The organism is Nocardia flavorosea, assembly GCF_015477805.1.
In the GTDB taxonomy this organism is placed as follows: Bacteria; Actinomycetota; Actinomycetes; order Mycobacteriales; family Mycobacteriaceae; genus Nocardia; species Nocardia flavorosea_A.
Window position 1 is genome coordinate 168,476 of record NZ_JADLQL010000004.1, and the last position, 18,739, is coordinate 187,214.

The 18,739-nt window shown below is 66.2% G+C and carries 17 protein-coding genes, 1 tRNA gene and 1 pseudogene; 11 read left to right on the top strand and 8 right to left on the bottom strand.

Going from position 1 to position 18,739, the window contains the following annotated elements:
• The first annotated feature begins 87 nt into the window (after positions 1–87).
• Positions 88–951, top strand: a complete 864-nt coding sequence (locus IU448_RS19465; protein WP_195057099.1) for an SMP-30/gluconolactonase/LRE family protein — start codon at positions 88–90, stop codon at positions 949–951.
• A gap of 174 nt (positions 952–1,125) precedes the next feature.
• On the opposite strand, the pseudogene IU448_RS19470 reads toward IU448_RS19465, so the two are convergent.
• A pseudogene (locus IU448_RS19470) lies at positions 1,126–2,353 on the bottom strand (cytochrome P450).
• 542 nt (positions 2,354–2,895) lie between these two features.
• Between IU448_RS19470 and IU448_RS19475 the strand changes: the two are divergent.
• The 5 genes from IU448_RS19475 (at position 2,896) to IU448_RS19495 (ending at position 7,203) form a co-directional block, all read left to right on the top strand.
• The gene (locus tag IU448_RS19475; protein WP_195057100.1) at positions 2,896–3,384 is read left to right on the top strand and encodes a DUF6653 family protein; all 489 of its coding nucleotides are present in this window, start codon (positions 2,896–2,898) and stop codon (positions 3,382–3,384) included.
• Positions 3,385–3,505: 121 nt separating this feature from the next.
• Positions 3,506–5,068 carry a carboxylesterase/lipase family protein gene (locus IU448_RS19480; protein ID WP_195057101.1) on the top strand — a complete coding sequence of 521 codons (1,563 nt, stop codon included), beginning with the start codon at positions 3,506–3,508 and terminating at the stop codon, positions 5,066–5,068.
• Positions 5,069–5,226: 158 nt separating this feature from the next.
• Positions 5,227–5,826, top strand: coding sequence for a TetR/AcrR family transcriptional regulator (locus IU448_RS19485; RefSeq protein WP_195057102.1), 600 nt, complete (start codon positions 5,227–5,229; stop codon positions 5,824–5,826).
• Between the two features lie 667 nt (positions 5,827–6,493).
• Positions 6,494–6,760, top strand: a complete 267-nt coding sequence (locus IU448_RS19490) for a hypothetical protein (RefSeq protein WP_195057103.1) — start codon at positions 6,494–6,496, stop codon at positions 6,758–6,760.
• 47 nt (positions 6,761–6,807) lie between these two features.
• Entirely contained in the window at positions 6,808–7,203 is a 396-nt protein-coding gene (locus IU448_RS19495) for a hypothetical protein (RefSeq protein ID WP_228813636.1), read from the top strand.
• 237 nt (positions 7,204–7,440) lie between these two features.
• Here the strand turns inward: IU448_RS19495 and IU448_RS19500 are convergent.
• Positions 7,441–7,513, bottom strand: a tRNA-Asn gene (locus tag IU448_RS19500).
• Positions 7,514–7,719: 206 nt separating this feature from the next.
• Between IU448_RS19500 and IU448_RS19505 the strand changes: the two genes are divergently transcribed.
• A complete protein-coding gene (locus IU448_RS19505; RefSeq protein ID WP_195057105.1) occupies positions 7,720–7,968 on the top strand; it encodes a hypothetical protein in 249 nt (82 codons plus the stop codon).
• Between the two features lie 101 nt (positions 7,969–8,069).
• Here the strand turns inward: IU448_RS19505 and dnaG are convergent, their stop codons facing one another.
• From dnaG to IU448_RS19520, 3 genes are all read right to left on the bottom strand, one after another.
• On the bottom strand, positions 8,070–9,989 hold the full coding sequence (dnaG, locus tag IU448_RS19510; protein WP_195057106.1) for a DNA primase: 1,920 nt from the start codon (positions 9,987–9,989) through the stop codon (positions 8,070–8,072).
• 68 nt (positions 9,990–10,057) lie between these two features.
• The gene (locus IU448_RS19515; RefSeq protein ID WP_195057107.1) at positions 10,058–11,335 is read right to left on the bottom strand and encodes a deoxyguanosinetriphosphate triphosphohydrolase; all 1,278 of its coding nucleotides are present in this window, start codon (positions 11,333–11,335) and stop codon (positions 10,058–10,060) included.
• A gap of 34 nt (positions 11,336–11,369) precedes the next feature.
• A complete protein-coding gene (locus IU448_RS19520) occupies positions 11,370–12,068 on the bottom strand; it encodes a YdcF family protein (RefSeq protein WP_280457452.1) in 699 nt (232 codons plus the stop codon).
• Positions 12,069–12,983: 915 nt separating this feature from the next.
• Here IU448_RS19520 and IU448_RS19525 point away from each other — a divergent pair.
• Positions 12,984–13,886, top strand: coding sequence for a cutinase family protein (locus IU448_RS19525; RefSeq protein WP_195057108.1), 903 nt, complete (start codon positions 12,984–12,986; stop codon positions 13,884–13,886).
• Positions 13,887–13,939: 53 nt separating this feature from the next.
• Here IU448_RS19525 and IU448_RS19530 read toward each other — a convergent pair whose 3' ends face one another.
• Positions 13,940–14,617: an MBL fold metallo-hydrolase gene (locus tag IU448_RS19530; RefSeq protein ID WP_280457453.1), complete on the bottom strand. Its 678-nt coding sequence runs from the start codon at positions 14,615–14,617 to the stop codon at positions 13,940–13,942.
• Positions 14,618–14,761: 144 nt separating this feature from the next.
• On the opposite strand from IU448_RS19530, the gene IU448_RS19535 reads away from it, so the two are divergent.
• Positions 14,762–15,022 (top strand): WGxxGxxG family protein, encoded by a 261-nt coding sequence (locus IU448_RS19535; RefSeq protein ID WP_195057109.1) that lies wholly within the window; start codon positions 14,762–14,764, stop codon positions 15,020–15,022.
• A 102-nt stretch (positions 15,023–15,124) separates the two neighbouring features.
• Here IU448_RS19535 and IU448_RS19540 read toward each other — a convergent pair whose 3' ends face one another.
• Positions 15,125–16,510: a glycine--tRNA ligase gene (locus IU448_RS19540; protein WP_280457454.1), complete on the bottom strand. Its 1,386-nt coding sequence runs from the start codon at positions 16,508–16,510 to the stop codon at positions 15,125–15,127.
• Between the two features lie 288 nt (positions 16,511–16,798).
• Between IU448_RS19540 and IU448_RS19545 the strand changes: the two genes are divergently transcribed.
• Together IU448_RS19545 and IU448_RS19550 are read left to right on the top strand one after the other, a co-directional pair.
• The gene (locus IU448_RS19545; RefSeq protein WP_195057111.1) at positions 16,799–17,149 is read left to right on the top strand and encodes an ArsR/SmtB family transcription factor; all 351 of its coding nucleotides are present in this window, start codon (positions 16,799–16,801) and stop codon (positions 17,147–17,149) included.
• Positions 17,150–17,152: 3 nt separating this feature from the next.
• The gene (locus IU448_RS19550) at positions 17,153–17,593 is read left to right on the top strand and encodes a Fur family transcriptional regulator (RefSeq protein ID WP_280457455.1); all 441 of its coding nucleotides are present in this window, start codon (positions 17,153–17,155) and stop codon (positions 17,591–17,593) included.
• Positions 17,594–17,677: 84 nt separating this feature from the next.
• Here IU448_RS19550 and IU448_RS19555 read toward each other — a convergent pair whose 3' ends face one another.
• Positions 17,678–18,652, bottom strand: coding sequence for a hypothetical protein (locus tag IU448_RS19555; RefSeq protein ID WP_195057112.1), 975 nt, complete (start codon positions 18,650–18,652; stop codon positions 17,678–17,680).
• Positions 18,653–18,739 lie beyond the last annotated feature (87 nt).

An 18,739-nucleotide genomic window follows, 5' to 3' on the forward strand; every position in this document is an offset into this window, starting at 1 on the left:
GGTTGCAGCATCAGTCTAGTGGTGATTCACTTATGTGTACAGGGGTCCAGCAGTGAAGCCCCGCGACGACGCGAAGGGATCGACGATATGACCGCCAGAACAGCCACCGTGGTCCATGACGGTTTCCAGTACCTCGAAGGAGCGCGCTGGTATGCCGACCGTCTCTGGTTCTCCGATATCCCCCTGGGCACGGTGCACACCATGAACGCCGACGGCGAAGTGGCCGTCGCGGCGACTGTGGACACGAAACCGTCGGGCCTCGGTTTCACCCCGGACGGTGTTGCGCTGGTCGTGACCCAGGCCGACAACAAGTTGCGCAAGATCACCGCGGCCGGCGGCACCGAGATCATCGCGGACCTCGCGGGGGTCGCGACCGGCGCCAACGATATGTGGGTCGACCGCCAGGGCCGTGCCTATATCACCCAAATCGGCTACGACCTGTTCAACGGCGCCGACGCGCAGCCTTCGACGATGGTCGTCGTCGAACCCGACGGCACGGTACACACCGCCGGCCAGGGTTTGATCTGCCCGAACGGAGTAGGCCTGAGCCCGGACGGGAAAACCCTCTACGTCGCCGAAACCTTCACCTTCCGGCTCACCGCGTTCGATGTGGCCGCGGACGGCAGCCTGTCGAACCAGCGGGTCTTCAAACAGTTCGACAGGCTCGAATCCGATGCCCTCGACGGCCTGTGCGTGGATGCCGCGGCCGCCATCTGGGTGACCTGCCCGTTCAGCAGCGAAGTCCGGCGCATCGCCCCCGACGGCACCGTCACCGATACCGTCTCGACCGCGACGCCCGGCCATTTCGTGGTGTCCTGCGCCCTCGGCGGACGGGACGGGCGCACCCTCTACCTCTGCACCGCCGATACGGACCTGGAACGGATGTCGAACAATTTCGAGGGAACCGCGCGGATCGAATCGGTCACGGTGGACGTGCCGCGGATGAGCTGAACCAGGACCCCGCCTGCCCGGCCGACCGGCAGCCGGGCAGACGCGGCAGGCCGCGGGAAGCCCGGAGCCCGCGGCCCGGGGGCCCTCATACCGAATTAAGCCGGCCGCGCTGCCCATAGCGAGCACACGAAACCTTGCCGCAGGCAACCGACTCGAGCGGGATACGCACAGACTTCAGGGCAGCCGTAGCGGTGGCGACGGCGGGAAACGCACGGGTAAGCGGGTGAGCGCGCGATGAAAAGGACCGGGACGCCAGGTCAACTCGTCCGCGGGTACGGCCAGTTCGATTTCCGGCAGAGCGTCCAGCAACTGATCGATGGCGTCCTGTACCACCAGATATGCCACCGAACGAGCGGGGCATGCATGCACCCCGATACTCCAGGACAGATGCGAACTGTTGTCGGCCCGGTCGGCGCCAGAGATCGCCGGGTCATTGTTACAACCGGCCATACTGATCACCACCGGCTGATGCGCCGGCAACCAGATATCGTCGATCAGAACCGGATGCCGCGGGTAGGAGATGCAATAGTTCGACAGTGGCGGGTCGGTGAACAGGACCTCGTCCAGCGCGGCACGGGTCGACTGACTACCACCGAGCACATTCCCGGCGAACCGGTCGTCGGTGAGGATGAGGCGCATGGTGTTGACGATGAGATTCTGCTGCGGCTCAATGCCCGACCCGTACAGGCTGACCAGTTGCGGAATCATCTCGTGGTCGTCGAGCGCGGCCGGATGCTCCATCAAACGAGTGGTGAGATCATTGCCGGGCTCATTGCGCTTGAGCGTCACCAAGTCCAGCAAGGCCTGCGCGAGCATCGCGTTCGCCTGGTCCGCGTCGTCGCCTTCGAAGATCTTGGCCATACTGTCCGCAACCCGGGTCCCGATCTCGGGCGGGCAGCCGAAGAGCACGTTCACCACGGCAAACGACAGCGGGAAAGCGTACTGCTGAATAAGATCGGCGGTTCCGTCCGCGCAGAATGTATTCACCTGCGCGATGGCGAGCCGCTCCACAGTAGCGCGTAGCGCGTAGCGCGAACATATCCACACCGGCAACCGCGGCGACCGTCGCCTGCCGGTAGCGGGCATGTTCGACCCCCGCGCTGCGGATCGCGCACGGCCGCCATTCCAGCATCGGCAGTATCGGGCAGTCGGGTGCGACAGTGCGTTGCCATATCCGCGGGTCTGCCGGGAAACGTTCGGGATCGTTGAGAATGCGGCGCGCGGCGTCGTAGCCGACGACCAGGGTGGCCGGCACACCGGGAGCGAGATCCACCGGCACCAACGCACCGTACGCACGGCGCATCTCACGATAGGCACGGTGCGGGTCGGCGGCGAACTCCTCGGTGTAGAGGGGGATACGGACACTGTCCGGATCGTACGGCGAACTCGATACGGCCGGGATGACCTCGGCGGTATGAGGCTGCGGCTGGCTCGGCAAAGGTTACATCTCCGGTCGAGGTGATGGGTCGTTGTCGCGTCAGATGGCAGCTCTCGGCTGCGTCCCCCGCCTTCGGAAGGCCGGTCGCGGTGCCGCGCACCCCCAGCGCCGGAGCGGCGACAGCTGCCTGCCGACGGATCCCAACACTAACCGGTCGTCGCCACATACGCGAACAGAACGTTCACATAGCTACCGTAAAGCGCTGTAAATCAGCGTAGTTGGGCACGACGGTATTCGATATGTCAGACACATCGTGGCCGCTCGGCACGTCGTTCGCCAACCCGCGCCCCACGTCCTGATCCGTGCGACCACCCGGAGAAATCCGGCACGGTTCAGAAGAGGGAACACCATGCGAAAAACCCGAGGTGGGGCGGAGAGCCAGCAGCGTCATCGCTGCACCTGCTTGCACAAGAGTGATTTGCCGACCAGGGGCTTGAAAACAAACACTCCAAAGTGTTTTTATGGTTTCAGGCGGACGGAGAGCCCGCGAGCGAGGAGTAGGAACCATGAGCACCACCCAGATCACCGCGAACACCTTCGGCCTCAACGACGAGAACTGGCGCAAACACGCCAACCCGTGGAGTGTGTGGAGCCGGATGGCCGCGTTCGCGGTCATGCTCGCCGCGATCTACCTGCGCGATGTGCTGGGCTGGTGGACACCGGCCGTCCTGGTCGGCGGTGTCGCGTTCATGTTCGCCAATACCCGAATGTTCCGGCCCATCGATGTTCCGAACCGCTGGGACGAGAAGGGGATCTACGGGGAGCGCCTGTGGACGGAGAAGGCACCGGCCGCCGAACCGCACCGGCGCGCGATCTCGGCGATCATCGGTATCGCCGGGGTGGGACTGCCGCTCATCGTGTGGGGGCTGGTGAGCGTCCAGTTCTGGCCCACCGTCTTCGGCTGGACACTGGTCTTCATTTCCCAGCTGTGGCAGATCGACCGCTTCGTCGCCATCTATGACAGCGCCACCCGCGCCGACACACCCCGAAGCTGACATCTCGAATCCGAAACACGGTGCGGCTCAGGCATTCCGATCGAACGACGAGCGAGCCGCTCAACCCCACCCCCACACCACCGGTTCAGTGCGTGCTGAACATCGGCGAAGGAGAAGACCTGTGTCGACCGAATCGGTCATTGTCTCGACAACCTGCGGCAAGCTCGAGGGCGAATCATGCAACGGTGTCAATGCCTTCCGCGGCGTACCCTATGCCGCGCCGCCGGTCGGCGAACTACGTTGGCGGGCACCGCAACCGGTCCAGCCGTGGGACGGTGTGCGACCGGCGCGCGCCTTCGGGCCGGTCAGTCATCAGCACCCGCTGCCGCCGTCGGAGATCCACAAGGGCATCCTGGACGTTCCCGGCATACACAGCGAGGACTGCCTGTATCTGAATGTGTGGACCCCCGGCCTCGACGACGCGGAGCGATCCGTCCTGTTCTGGATCCATTCCGGTGGGCTGGAATACGGGTCGGGATCGCAACCGCTTTACGACGGCACCACGCTCGCCGCGACCCGAGATGTGGTCGTGGTGACCATCAACTACCGGCTCGGCGCCCTGGGCTACCTCCGCTTGACCGACCTCACCGGCGGCGCGATCCCATCCACCGGCAACGAGGGCCGGATGGACGAGATCGCGGCACTGACCTGGGTACGCGACAATATCGCCGCTTTCGGGGGCGATCCGGACAATGTCACGATCTTCGGCCAATCGGCCGGATCCATCGAAGTGGCCGCGTTGCTCGCAATCACTCCGGCGCAGGGGCTGTTCCGACGGGCCGCGCTGCACAGCACCGCTACCCATTCGTCCCAGACCATCGAGAATGCCAACCGGATGAGCGAGTTGTTCCTCGACATCCTCGGCATCGACCCCCGTGATGCCGACACACTCCGGGAAGTGGAACCGGCACGGCTGGTCCAGGCCTCCACCGACCTGCTCGGCCGGATGAAACAGGAGGACCCGAACTCGGGCAGAATGCACTTCAACCCGGTCGTCGACGGCGACTTTCTTCCCATGCGCCCCTACGATGCGGTGCGCGGTGGCGCCGCAGACGATATCTCGGTCATGGTCGGCACCACCCTGGACGAGACCCGGTTGGCCTTGGGTTCCGAACCACCACTACAGCTGTATTACGCCCAGGCGCTCGCCGCGTGCCGCGTCTTCCTCGGCGACGAAGCAGAACGAATGATGGCCGCCTACACCGACCTCCGCACCAGGCGTGGCTTACCGGCGAGCCCGACCGATGTGATGTTCGCCATCGAGACCGACCGGGTGCTGCGTTATCCGTCGATCAAACTCTCCGAAGCCCTCGGCGAACGGCGCCGCCCCGGCTACCACTTCGTCTTCACTTACGAATCGCCCGCGATGGGCGGGCGACTGGGGGCAGCGCACGCTCTGGAACTGGGTTTCCTGTTCGGCACCTACACCGACGAAAAAGCCAAGGTGTTCAACGGGGAAGGCCCGGTCGCCGACCGCTTGGCCGAGCGGATGCAGGATGCCTGGACAAGTTTCGCGGCGACCGGCGATCCGTCGTGCGCGAGCATCGGGTATTGGCCGACCTACGGCGCCGCCCGCGAGACCATGCTGATCGGCGACGATTGGCGCGTAGCGAAGGCACCCTACGAGGATGAACGACTGCTCTGGGAAGAATTCCCCGGCGACGCGCGAATCGGCCTGATGTAGCGCACAGAAGACAGCATTCGCCATGAAACCCGAACCGGCGCGGAACCCAGCGATTCACTGCGGGCTTCGCGCCGGTTCGATGACGCGCGGCCCGTTCCGCGCGCCGGAACCCAGCATGAAAACATTGAATCGGTTCGTTTTTACCGTAGGAGGTCGGTTTGCCCGTAGCGTTCACCGCGCAGGAACGCGCGCACATCACCGAAGCGTTGCGCGCATCGGGGCACCGGTTGTTTTCGACGGTCGGGCTCAAGAAGACATCGCTGGCGGAACTGGTCGCCGACGCCGGGATCGTGAAGTCGACCTTCTACGCCTTCTTCGATTCCAAAGAGGCCCTGTATCTCGACCTGCTGCTGACCCATGCCCAGCGCGTACGCGAGGCAACCATCGACCAGGGGCTGCACCAGGGACACGACACCGTCGATGCGTTGCGCCGCTACCTGCGGGCGGTGGTCGAGGTGCTGGCCGAAGACCCGCTGTACCGCAGATTGATGTCGCACCCGGACGAGATGGCCCTGCTGCAACGCAAACTGACTCCCGAAGCGGTCGCCGCCGCAGGCAGCAACGGCATGACCGAGCTGGCCGAGTTCATCGCGGCAAAACAGTCGGCCGGCGATATCGTCGGCGACGACCCCTGGGTGGTGGTAGGCGCCCTCCGCAGCGCCTTACTACTGGTCATACACGCCGAAGAGTTCGGCGCCGCCTACCCACAGGTACTGGACCTGACCATCGATGCGCTGACCGCCGGCGTCATGGCCTGACAATCGCTCACGCACGGGTCCGGACACGGATCGCCCATTCCGCTCCTGGCCGACAGCGCCGTCTGGTCGGAAGGAATAGCGTCGGTCCCGAGGTTCACGCCCGGTGGTCCGCTGTGAGAGCGCATCACTGCCGGATCGAGGGAAACTCCGTGGATATGGCATATCCGCCGACATGGGAGCACGGGCTTTCCCAACGGAAAATCGGCGTGACCTGTAGTTTCTGCTCCCCCAACTGGACTCGAACCAGTAACCTGCCGTTACGAGCTCCCGCCGGCGTGCTGGTCAGACCCCGAATATCGGCGGGCACCTCTGCTTATGGGCCAAGTAGGAACGGACAACGTGTCGATTCGACCTGGGGGTTCGTGTACGAAGGTTCTCCGTAGTGGCCGGAATTTTTGGCGAGAATTGGGGAAGGGTCGAATTCGACGTTTTCGACTCTGTCGCCGTCGCGGCATCCGACTGGCCAGCCGCGTGCACACGACCCCGGCACGTCGACGGTCCGAGTTGGCGTGCCGACCTGTGTGCGGCAGGCGCCGGGCCAACCGGACGTGTTCTATTACTGCCGCAACCCGACGGCTCACCGATTCTGCAATAGCCTCGCCCCACTGGCCACAGCCTCAAACGGGATCGACCGGAGAGAACACCACCCATGTGCCATACTTAAAGTATGGCAACCCGGAAGATCACCGTCACCGTGCCGGAAGAACTCGTCGAATCGATCAAGGGCCGGGTCGACTCGCGGGGAGTGTCCGGCTACATCGCTGCCGCTGCCGCACATCGCGATGCCATGGACCGGCTGCGGGAGCTGGCCGAACAGATCGAGGAAGAATACGGTCCACTGTCGGAGGAAGAGCAGCAGGCCGCGCTCGATCGGATCGCCGCGCTCGACGAATGGCATGACGAACACGGCGCAGGTCCCGGCAGTGCCGCGTGAACCGGGCACGACGAGCGGCAGCGCATCAGCCACGGCAACGTGTCTTCGTGTTCGATTCCGAGGCATTGGCCAAGGCAGTCCAGGGTGACCGGGAGATCGCCGCGCTCATCAAAACCGCACCGCAACTCGATATCCCGATCGTCACGTCAGCACTGACCACGCTGGAAGCGTGGAACCCGCGAGACGGATCCAAGCAGGCCCTGTGGAGTTGGACGTTGTCACGAATCCGCGTGGTACACACCGATGACCACGTAATCGCATCCGCGCGGGACATGTTGCGGAACGCCGGACTACACGGGCACAAATACGCCATCGACGCCGTCCTCGCAGCTGTCGCCGAGCGAGAGTTCGCCAGCGGGTCCGAAACCACCGTCTTCACCTCCGACACCGACGACCTGAAGCAACTTCTGGCGGGTCGGCCTGTGCGGGTAGAGAAGGTCTGAAAGGGCATTCTGGCAACTCGGACGCGCCTCGATCTGAGCAGAACCCGTCCCCCCGCTGAGCACCCCCACCGCGTGAAAGAGACCGATCGAACCGCACCTACCGAATCTGGGCATCGGTGACCGCCAAGGCATTCAATTGATTGGAAGTTCGGCCCGGAAATTTTGGCATATTCTTGGCTATACACCGAAGAAAGAAGCAGGTCAGGCCAAATTAGTCGGCCTGACCTGCGTTTTCTGCTCCCCCAACTGGACTCGAACCAGTAACCTGCCGATTAACAGTCGGCTGCTCTGCCAATTGAGCTATAGGGGATTGCTCGGTGGTCTCGCCCGTACCGGGCTGACCGAGGTGAAACTCTAGCGTATGGGTGGGCGCGGGCCCAAATCGCGGGGTCGAGGTCACAGAACGCGAGGAAAGCGGGGGCGAGCGGCGGGTCTGTGGTGGAGTCGGATCGACACGTGCAGGTGCGGTCGGGCAGGATGGGGCGGCACGGACTACTGGGAGGAGCTCGACCCAAGATGCTGCGGTTGATCATCGGTATCGCTGCCGGTTATGTGCTGGGCAGTAAGGCCGGGCGGGCGCGCTATGAGCAGATCAGTGCGAGTGCGCGGGCCGTCGCGGGCAGCCCGGTGACGCGCAAGCTGGTGCTGGTGAGCCGGCAGAAGCTATCGGAGAAGTTGAGCACCCAGCCCAAGCTGGAACCCATGGAGCCGCTGGACGAGCGCACGACTGTCATGGTGCCGCACGATCAGCTACGGCGGCGTTAGGCCGAATTCCGTACCTGCGCGCGGGCTCGGCCGAGGACGGCGTAGCGGCACCGCACCCCGCTTGCCATACGTCTGCACGTGGCCGATCCGAGCCGCGGGTATCAGGCGGCGAAGTCACCACTGCCCATGGCCTGCTCGAGCAGGCTTTTACGGTACTGCTCGAGGGCGACCAGATCGCCGAACAACGCCATATAGGTGTCGGGGTCGTCGGTGGACGAGACGCGGTGCAGGCGGGATTTCAGTTCCGCGATCTGGCGCCCTACCAACCCGGCCTGGGCGCTGGCAAGAACGCCGTTGACGAAGCGCGGGATATCGTCGCTGGTTTTCACCGGTAGCGGTTCACTCGCCAGTTCCGAAACCAGTGCGCGCAGGGTGAGGTCGTCGGTGTGGTCGGTGATCGCGCCGATCCAATCCGCGCCGGAGAGCCCGCAGCAGACGCCACCGGCTTCGGCCATGAGAGTGCGGACGGCGATATAGGCGGGGTGGGTGAAGGCGTCGGTTTCCAGGGCGTCGAATGCCGGTCCCGCGATTTCCGGGTATTGCAGGCCCGCGGCGAGGGCCTGGCGCTGGGAGTTCAGCACCGGGTCGCGCGGGTCGGGGCGGGCGGCCGGCGGCGTGAGGCCGGTGTGTTCCGCGCGGGGTGCGCGGGTGGGGACGGCCGCGGCGCCGCGCAGTTTGCGGGCTTCCTCGTCGACCCGGCGGTAGACGAGCTGCGGATCCTGCCAGCCGGTCCATTCGGCGAGCTGGGTGGCATAGCGTTTACGCAGACCGTGGTCCTTGATCTGGGCGACGATCGGCACCGCCCAGCGCATCACCTCGACCTGGCTGTCGTAGGTCAGGGCGCGGGTGCGGCTGTCCTCCCGTTTGGCGATCTCCTGGCGCAGCGCGAAATCGAACAGCGGTTCGCGGCGGGCGACCATATCGCGCAGGGCGGCATCACCGGAATGCTGCCGCATCTCGCACGGATCCTGGCCGTCCGGGGACACCACCACATAGGTCTGCCCGGCCACTTTCTGATCCCCGAGGAAAGCCTTCAGGGCGGCGGCCTGGCCGGCGGCGTCGCCGTCGAAGGTGAAGATGATCTCACCGCGCCAGAAGTTGTCGTCCATGAGCAGGCGGCGCAGGATTCCCAGATGGTCGTCGCCGAATGCGGTGCCGCAGGCGGCGACGGCGGTTTTCACGCCGGCAAGATGCATGGCCATCACATCGGTGTAGCCCTCGACGACCACGGCTTGATGACTCTTCGCGATCTCCCGTTTGGCGTGGTCGAGCCCGAACAGCACCTGGGACTTCTTGTACAGCAACGTTTCCGGGGTGTTGACGTACTTGCCCGGCATCGTGTCGTCTTCGAAGAGTTTGCGGGCACCGAAACCGATCACATCGCCGCCGAGATTGCGGATCGGCCACAGCAGCCGCCGGTGGAAGCGGTCGATCGGACCGCGGCGGCCCTGCCGGGACAGCCCGGCGGCCTCCAGTTCCTTGAAGTCGAACCCCTTGCTCTGCAGGTGTTTGGTGAGGGTGTCCCAGCCGTCGGGGGCGTAACCGCAGCCGAACTGGGTCCAGGCGGCCTCGTCGAAATTGCGGTCGGTGAGATATTTGCGGGCCATCGTGGCGTCGGGACCGCGCAGCCGGGACATATAGAACTCGTGCGCGGCAGCGTTGGCGGCGACCAGCCGGGAGCGGGTACCGCGGTCGCGCTGCACCGAGGTGCCGCCGCCCTCGTAGTTGATCCGGTAACCGATCCGGTCGGCGAGCTGTTCGACGGCCTCCACGAAACCGATGTGCTCGATCTTCTGGATGAAGGCATACACATCGCCGCCCTCGTTGCACCCGAAGCAGTGGAAAAGGCCGTGGTTGGGGCGGACATGGAAGGACGGCGATTTCTCGTCGTGGAACGGGCACAGGCCCTTCATCGAATCGGCGCCGCCGCGTTTGAGGGCCACGTACTCGCCCACCACGTCTTCGATCCGGACGCGCTCCCGAATGGCGGTGATATCGCGAGCTGGTATTCGTCCGGTCACGCGAACGAGTCTATGCCAGCCGGCCCGGCCCGGAACCCGAGCACCCTGTGCCCGAACTCACCGGTGATTCACAGTTGCGCGGCGACGCGTTCGAGCCGGCTCTCGGTGAAGGAGGCGATCTGGTCGACGATCACCCGCACCCGGGCGGTGTCGTCGGCGGCGGCGTCCCACCACGGTTGCAGGAGGGGGTCGAGCGCGGCCGGTCCGGCGGCCAGCAGATGTTCCGCCACGGCGATCAGGCGGTCCCGCTGGGCGGCCTGGCGCAGTTTGTGGTCGGGGTCGGACATGACGTAGCGCAGGGCGACGGTCTTCAGCATCGCGACCTCGGCCGCGGCGACGGGCGGCACCAGCAGATCGGCGGCGTACCGGGCCGGTGGACCAGCGGTGGCCTCCTTGGTGGTGACGACCGCGGCGTTCGCGAACCGGCCCACGAGTTCGCTGGTGAGCCGCTTCAACGCGACCGAACTGCGCAACGTGCCGTCGTAGTGGAACACATCGGCGACCACCGGCAGCTCCGACAGCCGCTGCGCCGCGGCCACCAGATCGTCGACCGACAACGCGCGATGCTGCACATGTCCCAGCTCGGCCAGTGCCAGCCGCTCCACCGGGTCGGTCAGTGCGCGCAGGTCGATACGGCCGGCGATGATCCCGTCCTCCACATCGTGCACCGAGTAGGCGACATCGTCGGACCAGTCCATCACCTGGCATTCCAGCGCAGGCCGGCGTTCCGGGGCGTCCTTGCGCACCCAGGCCAGCCGGTCGGCATCCACTTCGTAGGCGCCGAATTTGCCGCCGGGTTCGGTGCGCTGCCACGGGTACTTGATGCAGGCGTCGAGGGCAGCGCGGGTGAGGTTGAGGCCGGCGCTGTGGCCATAGCAATCGAGAACCTTCGGTTCCAGCCTGGTCAGGATGCGCAGGTTCTGGGCATTGCCCTCGAAACCGCCGTGTTCGGCGGCGAAGATATCGAGAGCCTTCTCCCCGTTGTGCCCGTAGGGCGGATGGCCGATATCGTGCGCCAGACCCGCGAGTTCGGCCAGATCGGGGTCGCAACCGAGACCGTCGGCGATGCCGCGACCGATCTGGGCGACCTCCAGGGAGTGAGTGAGCCGGGTACGCGGGGTGTCGCCCTCACGGGGGCCCATGACCTGCGTTTTATCGGCCAGGCGCCGGAGCGCGGCCGAATGCAGCACCCGGGCACGGTCGCGCGCGAATTCGCTGCGGTGCCCGTTGCCGGCCTCGGCCCCGCCGCCGACCAGGCCGGCCGTTTTCGGGGCCTCGGTGACCAGGCGTTCTCGGTCGTGCTCGGTATAGGTCATCGCACCAAGTCTGCCACCGAGGAATGACATTCCGGGGTGTCCGGCGGCACCGGCCGGTGAAGTGTCACTGACCGGCGGTGTAGCTGAATTCGTCCGCCGAGAAATGGGTGAGCTGATACCAGAGCAGCGCAGCGGTCTCCCGGGCGATACCGTGCGCCTGCGATTCGCGCGTGTACACGGCCGGGCCGGTGCGGGTGGGCGCGGTCCACGCTTCGAGTCCGGCGTCGCGGGCCATGGTGCGGGTGCGCAGGGAATGCCAGGGGTCGCTCACGAGGACGGCGGATTCGAGCCCGCGTTCCTTCATCGCCGCCGCCACCGCCTCGACACTGCGCAGAGTGTCGGACCCCGTCTCCACGGCCAGCACCGCGTCCGCCGGCACACCGGCGTCGGTGAGATACATCTTCCCCGACGCCGCCTCGGTGTAGAGGTCGCCTTCCTGTTTCCCGCCGACCGTGATCACCAGATCCGAAACGCCCTGCGAATACAGCCGCTCGGCCTGGTACAGCCGGGCCTCGAACACCGAGGACGGGGTTCCCGAGTACTGGGCGGCGCCGAGTACCACGATGGCGTCAGCCGGAGTGTAGTCCTCGATCCGCGCGACCTGCCATACCCGCACCGCCGTCCCGAACAGCAGCACCAGCCCCACCACCACGGCGCCGCTCAGCAACCGGCCCGTCCAGCGCAGGATCGCGGCGCCGAACCCGCGCCCGGGCCGGGGATCGGTACGCGAGGCCGGTCGTGTGCGCGCGGGTGCCCAACTCACATCGACAAGTCTGCCAGGCAGGTTCCGGCGGCCGAGCAGCGCGCACCTCGGCCCGGAAGCCGCCGATGCACAGGAGCCGCGGCACCGTTCTCCCTGTTCAGGGGTCGGGAATACGCGGGGATATCCGTCAGGGCACACTCGAGCAGCGCCGGAACCCGTCCAGTATCGGAAATATCGGGCCGGTGTTGTCACCCGAATCGTTATCGGATTCCGCCGGAACGGGCGAGCATGAGTGGCGCGCCGGTGTCACGACGCCTTTCTTCACGAGGGCGAAGGTCGTTCGACCCTCTCACCGTGTCAGCGGTGGCGTCATGTCGAGTGTCGCAGATTCCGCCCGGCACGGACCGGTGCCGGTCCGGGTGCCCGCCGACGAGATCGTGGTGAAAGCCGTTCCGAAGCTACGGATCACCGGACGCAGTACCGTGGTCGCCGATCAAGTCGAAGGGACGGCCGCGGCAAACTCTGGATACCGCTGTCGGAGCCGCCGTCTCGAGGTCCGGTGTGCGGCTGCGAGTTCGACGCCGGTCCGGAACCGATCGAAAGCTGGTGGGCCCTACCGGCCCGACTCGGGCGACGGCCACCGAGGTCCCGAGCCGGCCCACCGGCCGAGAACAGGCGCGACTGCACCCGAAAACCGGATGGAACGGACAATTTCGGCGACGGGCCGTTGTCGTACGGTGAATATCCCATGGATCGGGATCGAACACCGGTAGATTGTGCTGCCGATACGAACATTTTGTGATTGGCTGTTCGTCGGCGAGATCTGCTGCGTCACCAGCCGTTCCCCGGGGACCACGGATCCGCCCTTACTTATGCGTCGAGCCGCAATGATGCGGCATGCCTTTGGACTGTTTTGGGAATCCTGGGAACAGGTGAACGGCCCGTGGCCGTCTCGGTGAGCATATGGAGTACACGATGCCTGGATGGAAGAACGCCGCAGCCGGACTGGCGATAAGCCTCGCCGCTGTCCTCGCCCCCGCGGTGGCCACGACGACTGCCCATGCGGCCCCGGCCCATTGCCCCGGCCTGTATGTGGTCGCGATTCCCGGAACCTGGGAGACCTCGAACGACGACCCCGGCAAGGGAATGCTCGCCGCTGTCACCGACGGCCTGCCCAACGGCGCATACACCGACTACGTCGCCTACGCGGCGACCGCGTTCCCGTGGGAGGGCGAGGTCTACGGCCGGTCCAAGAACGAAGCCGTCGACGATGCCCGCGGCCTGATCTCCGAGGTCGCGCGGCGCTGCGCCGGCACCCGGTTCGCGCTGCTGGGTTACAGCCAGGGAGCCGACGCCGCCGGTGACCTCGCCGCCGAAATCGGCACCGGGCTGGGCGTTGTCGCCGCCGATCGGGTCGCCCTGGTCGGTTTGATCGCCGACCCGCGCCGCTCCCCCACCGACAACCTGATCGGTCCGGCAGTACCAGGCGCCGGTGCCGGCGGCCCGCGGCTGACGGGCTTCGGCTGGCTGAGCAACCGCACCTACACCTTCTGCGCGGTGGGCGATCTGTACTGCTCCACCCCCGACGGTGATTTCGCGGCCCGGATCGCCGGGTTCTTCGCCCAGGTGTCGAATGCCGACCCGGCCCAGTTCGGCAACTATCACTCGCTGGGCCTCGAACTGCTCAACGACGCGCTCGCCGCGGGCGGGCTCGGCCTGCTGCACGACCAGCTCAACGGCGCAGCCTACGAGGAGCGTAAACAGCAGATCGACGATTTCGTGAAATCCGGTATCCACCAGAGCTACCCGCACTACCGGGTCGCCGGCAGTGCCACAGCACTGACCTGGCTGCGGCAGCAGCTCGTCGCCCTGGCCTGACCGGAACCGGCACTACGGCCCGGCCACACCACGGCCGGGCCGCCGGTAGCTGATCACCAGCCGCGACTCTTCCATTCGGCCAGTTGGGGCCGTTCGTCGCCGAGGGTGGTGTCGTCCCCGTGGCCGGGGTAGACGACCGTATCGTCGCCGTAGCGGCCGAACAGCTTGCTGGTGACGCCGTCGAGCAGGGTGGTGAAATCCTCCGGGCGCCAGGTCTTGCCGATACCGCCGGGAAAAAGGCAGTCCCCGGTGAACAGATGAGTCCGGCCGGACCCGTCGGTCAGGGCCAGCGTGACCGAGCCGGGGGTGTGCCCGACCAGATGGATGACCTCGAGCGTGAGGTCGCCGACGGTGACGCTGTCTCCCTCGGCCAGCAATCGCTGTGGAGTGACCGGCAGCGGTTCGGCGTCCAGCGCATGCGCGGCGGTCGGCGCGCCGGTCGCTTCGGCGACGGCGGCGAGGGCCTGCCAGTGGTCGGGATGCTGATGGGTGGTGACGATGAGACCGATCCCGTCCGGGGCGGCCTGCCCGACCAGATCGACGATCCGCTCGGCGTCGTTGGCCGCGTCGATGAGCAGTGCCGCGCCGGTGGCGGCGCACTGCACGAGATAAGTGTTGTTGTCCATCGGGCCGACCGACATCTTGGTGACCCGGGCGCCCGGCACCTCCCGGCGTTGCGCCGCGCCACCCGATTCGACGTGGCCCGTGTAGGTCGTTTCGATGGTGATCACACCCCGATGCTAGCGAGGACCGGCAGGATGCCCGCTCCGGGACCGGACGGCAGCCGTCGGCGAGACACAGACGTGAACCGGCCGGTTTGTTCTGATCTGCGCAGGGTACTGCGGCTACCGCCCAACGAGGATAAGGAGAGGTTCATGCGAAAGACCGTTGCAGTCGCTCTATCGTCCCTCGTTCTGACTTTCGGCGGAGTGGGCGTTGTCGCGGCCGATCCGCTGGAACAGCCGCAACCACCGGCGATCGCACAGGGCAACATGGACAACGACCATGAGAAGGAGAGTGACAAGACCGGCCTGTGGGGCCTGCTCGGGCTCCTGGGCCTGCTCGGTTTGGGCGGGCTGGCCAAGAAGAACAAGGATGTGACGCGTTACGACAGCACCAACCCACCCCGGCGCTGACGCACTCGCACCTCCCCTGTGTGAACCGCGGGAGGCCGGCGCGGCAGAGCGGACCGCAGGACAGTCCGCGAACCGCGCCGGCACTCCGTCGCAGATCGCGCGCTAGCAGCCGAGCAGCCGCTGCGCCAGATAACCCTCCACCTGGTCGAGGGCGATCCGCTCCTGGGACATCGAGTCGCGTTCCCGGACCGTCACCGCCTGATCTTCGAGGGTGTCGAAATCGACCGTGATGCAGAACGGGGTACCGATTTCGTCCTGGCGGCGGTAGCGGCGGCCGATGGCGCCGGCGTCGTCGAATTCGATATTCCAGTTCCGGCGCAGCCGCGCGGCGAGATCCTTGGCCTTCGGCGTGAGATCGGCGTTCCGCGACAGCGGCAGCACGGCGGCCTTGACCGGGGCGAGCCGCCGGTCCAGCCGCAGCACCGTGCGCTTGTCCACGCCGCCCTTCGCGTTCGGGGCCTCGTCCTCGGCGTAGGCGTCGACCAGGAAGGCCATCAGTGACCGGGTCAGACCGGCCGCGGGTTCGATCACGTAGGGGATATAGCGTTCCTCGGCGGTCTGGTCGTAGTAGCTGAGGTCGACACCCGAGTGTTTGGCGTGGGTGGCCAGGTCGTAATCGGTGCGGTTGGCGATACCTTCCAGTTCACCCCATTCGCCGCCGGTGAAACCGAACCGGTACTCGATATCGGTGGTCCCGGCCGAATAATGCGACAGCTTCTCTTTGGGGTGTTCGAACAGGCGCAGGTTCTCCGGGTCGATACCGAGGTCGGTGTACCAGGAGAAACGAGTATCGATCCAGTACTTGTGCCATTCGGCGTCCTCGCCCGGTTTGACGAAGAACTCCATCTCCATCTGCTCGAATTCGCGGGTGCGGAAGATGAAGTTGCCGGGGGTGATCTCGTTGCGGAAGCTCTTACCGATCTGGGCGATACCGAACGGCGGCTTCTTACGCGCGGTGGTTTCGACGTTCTTGTAGTTGACGAAGATGCCCTGCGCGGTTTCGGGGCGCAGGTAGTGCAGGCCCTCTTCGTCGTCCACCGGGCCGAGATAGGTCTTCAACAGGCCGGAGAAGTTACGCGGTTCGGTCCATTTGCCGGGCTGGCCGGTTTCCGGATCGTTGATATCGGCCAGGCCGTTGGCCGGCGGGCGACCGTGTTTGGCCTCGTAGGCCTCGAGCAGATGGTCGGCACGGTAGCGCTTGTGGGTGTGCAGGGATTCCACCAGCGGGTCGGTGAAGGTTTCCACGTGCCCCGAGGCCACCCAGACCTGCCGGGGCAGGATCACCGACGAGTCGAGGCCCACCACGTCCTCGCGGCTGGTGACCATGGAGCGCCACCACTGCTTTTTGATGTTCTCCTTGAGTTCGACGCCCAGCGGACCGTAGTCCCACGCCGATTTGGTACCGCCGTAGATCTCACCACACGGGTACACCAGCCCCCGGCGCTTGGCGAGGTTGGCAACGGTGTCCACCTTCGACTTGGGTGCCACGCGAGAACTCTCCATCCACTACGTAATCGCCAGTAGTTACGCTGCCCGGATCGGGCACACGTGATCGCGGCTGCCGGTAGTTGTCCGGGCGTGACCGGCGATCGGGTTACAGCCTAATGGGCACGGTTGGGCGCAGCCCATCCGCAGTCCGCGCACGACCGGAGCGGAGGCGGAGGTATCGCCGAGGGCCGGCACCGTCATGGGATTTCGGACCCGCATCGGCGTGGGCATTTGACATGCATATCCATGCATATCAAAATGGAACCGGTTTCCAATAAGGAGTGGACCATGACAACCGATACCGTAGCCGCCGCCCACAACCCCTACCGCTCCCCCGCACCGGCCCCGATCCCGGCCCGGACGGTGCTGGAGAACGCCGGTGAGCTGCTGCGCGCGCTGGCCGCCCCCGTTCGCATCGCCATCGTGCTACAACTGCGGGAGTCGCCGCGCTGTGTGCACGAACTGGTGGATGCCCTTGGGGTCACACAGCCGCTGGTCAGCCAGCATCTACGGATTCTGAAATCGGCCGGGGTGGTACACGGCGAGCGTTCGGGCCGGGAGGTCCTCTACGAACTCGTCGACGACCATTTGGCGCATATCGTGGTCGATGCAGTAGCGCACGCCGAAGAAGAAGGGTAATTCGTGTCCGAGAGCCTGGTCACCGCGAAAGGGACCGCCAGACAGAAAGCAGTCGGCATTCGCACCACGCGGCAGCGTAATGCGATCGCTGCGCTCCTGGAGGATATCGACAGGTTCCGGTCGGCCCAGGAGCTACACGACGAGCTACGCCGGCGCGGCGAAGGTATCGGGTTGACCACCGTCTACCGCACCCTGCAATCGCTCGCCGACGCCGGCATGGTGGATGTGCTGCGCACGGACAACGGGGAGTCGGTGTATCGGCAGTGCTCCAACGGGCACCATCACCATCTCGTCTGCCGGCACTGCGGGCGGACGGTCGAGGTTGCGGGGCCGACCGTCGAGAAGTGGGCCGCCGCCACGGCGGCCGATCACGGGTTCACCGAGGTCAGCCACACGCTGGAGATCTTCGGCACCTGCCACTCCTGCGCCGAGGTCCGCGGCTGACCCACCCGAGCGGGTGATACCGCACAAACGCGGCCCGCTGTCCGTCGACCGGACAGCGGGCCGCATCGTTCGCGAAAAGCCGGGTCAGGCAGGGACCGGTACCGCCCCCGCATCCTCCACGGATTCGGAACGACGGCCGTCCCGCAGGACTCCGGCGCCGAGCAGCACCAGCGCCAGCACAGCCCAGCCGATCAGCACCAGCAGCGGACCCTGCGCGCCCGCCCAGTCGAAGAAGGCGACCGAACGGATCAGTGAGGCCGCGGCGCCCGGGGGCAGCAGCTGGCCGATCGTCCCCCACGGTTGCGGCAGCAGTTCCGGCGCCGAGGTTGCGGCGGAGAACGGATTGCCGATGAGCAGCATCACCAGGGCCGCGATCCCGATCCCGGCGCGACCGATCACGGTGGCCAGACCGGTGACGGCGCCGGCGACGGCGAACGAGACCAGGCCGGCCACCAGGGACAGCTCCAGATACGGCCCGGGCACGATGGACAGCCAGGTCTGGGTGACCAGCATGCTCAGCAGACCGCCCGCGATACCGAAGGTGAACACCCCCGCGATCCGCCCGGTCGCCGAGGGGATCAACAGGGTCAGCAGCACTCCCCCGGCGATTCCGGCCATCACCAGCGGCAAGGCCATGGCACCGAAACCGGCGCCACGCGGATCGTCGGGGTCACCGGCGACCACATCTTCGACCTGCACGGGCGGCGTTCCGGACATCTGCTGACCGATCTGGGTCAGCTGCTGGGCCACCGCCGGGCTCGCACCGGAGGCGACCAGCATCCGCGGCGCCCCGTTGCCGGTAACGATCGCGCCGTAGACCTCGCGGTCGCCGATGGCCGCCCGGGCAGCGGCCTCGTCGGGCACGACGGTCAGTTCGAAGGCACCCGGACTCTGCCCGGCCAACCGCGTTTCGACCATCTCGGCCTGCGGCCCCGCGACGGCCAGCGGCAGGTCGCGCGGGGCGATATTGGTCGCCGGCCAGGCGAAGGCGATCAGCATCAGCGCTTGGAGCAGGGCCGCGCCCAGCCCGATGGCCACGGCGCGCTGGATGACGTTCATGACGTTCTCCCAGAAATCGAAGGCTCGTTCTTTTTAACGATGAGCCCACCGTCCCATCGGGTGCCGCAACTTGTCAAGAACGAATAT